Here is a 4,550-nt window from a genome sequence, read left to right as displayed (position 1 = left end):
GGTGGCGACCGCCATCGATGCGACGATCACGATGAGGGAGAGCACGGTGCCGATCTCGGGCACCGGGATGTGCTCACCGCCGTTCAGGAACGGCAGCTCGTTCTCGTGGAGCGCGTGCAGGATCAGCTTCACCCCGATGAACGCGAGGATGAACGCGATCCCGTACTTGAGGTACGTGAGCCGCTCGACGAGGTCGCCGAGCAGGAAGTAGAGCTGCCGGAGGCCCATCAGCGCGAAGATGTTCGCGGTGTAGACGATGAACGGGCTGTCGGTGATGCCGAAGATCGCCGGGATCGAGTCGAGCGCGAACAGCACGTCGGTGGCGCCGATCGCGATCAGCACGATCAGGATCGGTGTGAACATCTTCTTGCCGTCGATCGTGGTGCGCAGCTTGCCGCCGTCGTACTCGTCGGTGACGGAGAGGTGCCGCTTCGCGAACCGGATCAGGACCGTGTCGGTCTGGTCGCCGTGCTCGCCGCCGAACGCCTGCGTGATCGCGGTGTAGATCAGGAACGCGCCGAAGATGTAGAAGATCCAGCTGAAGTTCTCGATCAGCTGGGCACCGATCAGGATGAAGATCCCGCGGAAGACCAGCGCCAGGATGATCCCGATCATCAGGACTTCCTGCTGCCGCTTCTTCGGTACGGCGAAGCCGGTCATGATGACGATGAAGACGAAGAGGTTGTCGATCGACAGCGAGTACTCGGTCAGCCAGCCGGCGACGAACTCGGTCGCACGGGTCGGGCCGTCGACGATCAGCAGCAGGAGCGCGAACACCAGCGCGAGCGCGACGTAGAAGACGACCCACAGGGTCGACTCCCTGGTCGACGGCACGTGGGGTCGCCGGTAGGCGAGCACGATGTCGCCGATCAGGATCAGGACGATGACACCGAGCGAGACGATCTCGAACGGCAGCGGGACGATGGTCATGAAGGCGTGCTCCTCGAGGGCAGGGCTGTCCTCGAACGTCTCTCCCCGCCCGGCCGGGCGCCGCGCCCCCGGACCCGCGGACGGCGCGGATCAAGCTGACGAGTGGTGCGGAGTCGGGATGCTCCCGTTCGCGGCCTGGATCCTACAGGGCCGGACGCCCCCGAGCGATCAGCACCGCCGCGCACATCGCGGCGGCGCCCCACACGAACGAGGTCGGGCTCAGGCCCACCTCCATCGCCCAGAACGGCGGCACGACCGCGAGCACGCCGGCGACCGCGAGGGCCGGGACGGAGGGCACCGGTCCGACGCGCCTCGGGCCGCGCTCGAAGCGCGCGAGGCCGAGCGACAGCACGAACAGGACCACGAAGACCGACAGGTCGCCGGGGACCCTGGCCAGCCACCAGGCCGGCGTGCCGACCGCGGGCACGATGCCCGGGGCGATCAGGACCGTCGCTGCGACGGCGATCACGAGCAGCAGGTGCCACAGGTAGATCGTCATCAGGCGCGTGCCGGCGATGCCGACGAACGCCTGCGCGGGCCGGGTGCGCATCAGCGCGTCCAGGGCCGGCTTCACCAGCACGAACAGGGCCGTCTGACCGACCCCGATGAGCACGAGGGGCAGCGTCGGCGGGTTCAGGTTGTCGAGCATGTCGGGCGAGTAGAGCCCGGAGGACCCGAGCACGCCGACCGTGCCGAAGGCGACCGTCGCGACGCCGAGCAGTGCTGGTCGGCCGAGCCGCGCGATCGTGCCGTCGGCGAGCAGGAAGCCGATCTGCTGCACGAGCGGCCAGACGAGCAGCAGGTTCAGCAGCCCGACCGTCTCCACACCCGTCGCGCCACGAACGGCGTCCACGGCGATCACCGCGACGAGCAGCGTCGCGAACGTCGTGATCGGGTGCGTGACGTGGAGGCGGATCATCAGCGGCACCGCGGCCTGGCAGACCAGGTAGGCGGCGAGGAACCACAGCGGCAGCCCGAGGCCGTTCGCGAGCAGGTCCGCCGGCAGCCCGGCGGCTGCGGCGAGCCAGACGATCATGCCGACGATCACGAACCAGACGGCGGCGGGCGTCCCGAGCCGGAGGAGGCGGGCGCGGAAGAAGTCGTCCCCTCCTCCGCCCTTCCGCTGCGTCGAGTACCAGCCCTGCCAGCTCGCGAAGCCGCCCACCACGAAGAACAGCGGCATCAGCTGGCCGAACCAGCTCGCGACCGGGAACCAGGGCTGCTCCTGGACGACGTTCTTCCAGCCGATCGTGCCGTCGGCCTGCCGGTCGAGGCCGAGCATCAGCGAGTGCAGCACCACGACGAGCAGCACGCAGCAGACCCGGACGAGGTCGACGGACAGATCGCGTCGGGACAGCAGCTGTCGGCGGTCGGCGGTGGTCATCGCAGGCATGAACGAGATGGTGTGGCAACCACGACGATCCCTGCGGATCGTTGTCGCCCACCTCCAATGCGCGGGGCCGCGGCCCGGACCCGATCAGGACCGAACGACCACCGCTGCCCCGGATTCCCCGGGCCGAGGCAGGAAGCCTCTCAGTATCGCCGGGGGCGCCGGGCGGAGCCGTCCGGCGCGCTCTTCCGCAGTGGACCGCCATCGGCGCGCAGCTGGATGAGCTTGCCGCTGATTCGGGTTCCGCTCAGCTTGTCGAGCACGTCGCCGGAGAGGTCGACCGGCAGCTCGATCAGAGAGAAGTCGGCGCGGATGTCGATGCCGCCGAAGTCCTCCCGCGTCAGCCCGCCCTCGTTCGCGAGCGCGCCGATGATCTGCCGCGGCTCGATGCGCTGCCGCTTGCCGACCTCGAGCCGGTACGTGGTGCGAGGCCCGGAGGGGCGGCTGCGACGCTCGGGGCGGTCGCCGTCGTCGCGACGGGGCCGATCGCTCGTGCTGCCCCGGTCGTCGCGGTCGAAGCGCTGGGGGCGGTCGGCCTCCGGGGACAGCAGCAGCGGGGTCTCCCCCTGCGCCACGACGGCGAGGGCCGCGGCGACGTCCGCCTCCGGCACATCGTGGTGCTCGACGTAGTGGCCGATGATGTCGCGGAACCCGGCGATCCGGCTCTCCTGCTCGAGGGCCGCGGTGATCTGGTCGTCGAAACGGCTGAGCCGGGTCGCGTTCACGTCCTCCGCGGTCGGCAGCTGCATCTGCTCGAGCGGTTGGTGCGTCGCCCGCTCGATGGAGGTGAGCATGCGGCGCTCGCGCGGGGTGACGAAGCTGATCGCGATGCCGGAGCGGCCCGCGCGGCCGGTGCGGCCGATGCGGTGCACGTACGACTCGGTGTCGATCGGCAGGTCGTAGTTCACGACGTGGCTGATCCGGTCGACGTCGAGCCCGCGCGCGGCGACGTCGGTGGCGACGAGGATGTCGAGCTTCCCGGACTTCAGCTGGTTGACCGTGCGCTCGCGCTGCGCCTGGGCGACGTCGCCGCTGATCGCGGCGGCCGTGTAGCCGCGGGCGCGCAGCTTCTCGGCGAGCGTCTCGGTCTCGTTCTTCGTGCGGACGAACACGATCATGCCCTCGAAGTTCTCGACCTCGAGGATGCGGGTGAGCGCATCGACCTTCTGCGGGTAGGACACGACCAGGTACCGCTGCGTGGTGTTCGCGGAGGTCGTGGTCGTCGTGGCGACCGTGATCTCCTCGGGGTCGTGCAGGTACTGCGCCGAGATGCGGCGGATCTGCGAGGGCATCGTCGCGGAGAAGAGCGCGACCTGCTTGCTCGCCGGGGTGTCGGCGAGGATCGTCGCGACGTCCTCCGCGAAGCCCATCTTCAGCATCTCGTCGGCCTCGTCGAGCACCAGGTACTTCAGCTGCGAGAGGTCGAGCGTGCCCTTCTCGAGGTGGTCCATGATCCGGCCGGGCGTGCCGACGACGATGTGGACGCCGCGTCGGAGCGCGGACAGCTGCTGGCCGTACGCCTGACCGCCGTACACCGGCAGCAGGCGCACGCCCTTGAGGTGCGAGGCGTAGCTCTCGAACGCCTCGCAGACCTGCAGCGCGAGCTCCCGCGTCGGGGCGAGCACGAGCGCCTGCGGCGCGGTCTGCGCCAGGTCGAGGCGGGACAGGATCGGCAGCGCGAACGCGGCCGTCTTGCCGGTGCCGGTCTGGGCGCGGCCGACGACGTCGCGGCCGGCGAGGAGGGAGGGGATCGTGGCGGCCTGGATCGCGGACGGCGATTCGTAGCCGAGGTCCTTCAACCCCTTCAGGATGGGGCCGCTCAGGCCGAGGTCGCCAAAAGAGATGGACGTGGGCGCGGTCGACGGACCGGAGGGCGTCGCAGGAGCGGAGTCGACCACGTCCTGCTCGATCGACTCAGAAACGGGCATTAGGTGATCGTACCGCGATCAGGCAATCCCCAGATCCGATCATCCGACGCGCAGGTGGTCTCCGCCCTCTCCGCCCGCAGTCGCCCCCCGCTCGTTGATCGAGGTGCGAGCGAAGCGAGCCTCGAGATCACCCGGAGTCGGTAGTGCTTCGTTGTGTCCAGGGGTTGGGTACCCGTCGGGGTCTGGCCCGGGCGAGATGCCCGCGGGTCTGTCTTCGGTGGGTGGGGTCCGGTGGTCCGATCCAGCCCGTGGGGACGATCCAGTGTTCCCCGTCGTGCGACCGGATCTCGACGGGTGCGTGC

At 69.7% G+C, this 4,550-nt stretch carries 3 protein-coding genes; all 3 read right to left on the bottom strand.

Annotation, left to right across the window (positions count from 1 at the left end):
- The coding region (locus ACFE67_RS14190) for a TerC/Alx family metal homeostasis membrane protein (RefSeq protein ID WP_375407525.1) at positions 1–930 on the bottom strand (930 nt) is incomplete at its 3' end.
- Between the two features lie 142 nt (positions 931–1,072).
- Positions 1,073–2,323, bottom strand: a complete 1,251-nt coding sequence (locus tag ACFE67_RS14185; RefSeq protein WP_375407524.1) for an acyltransferase — start codon at positions 2,321–2,323, stop codon at positions 1,073–1,075.
- Between the two features lie 140 nt (positions 2,324–2,463).
- A complete protein-coding gene (locus ACFE67_RS14180; RefSeq protein WP_375407523.1) occupies positions 2,464–4,248 on the bottom strand; it encodes a DEAD/DEAH box helicase in 1,785 nt (594 codons plus the stop codon).
- Positions 4,249–4,550 lie beyond the last annotated feature (302 nt).

This window comes from uncultured Amnibacterium sp., assembly GCF_964244015.1.
GTDB lineage: Bacteria > Actinomycetota > Actinomycetes > Actinomycetales > Microbacteriaceae > Amnibacterium.
The sequence above is the reverse complement of the archived record's forward strand: the minus strand, read 5'-3'. Positions and strand labels throughout refer to the sequence as shown.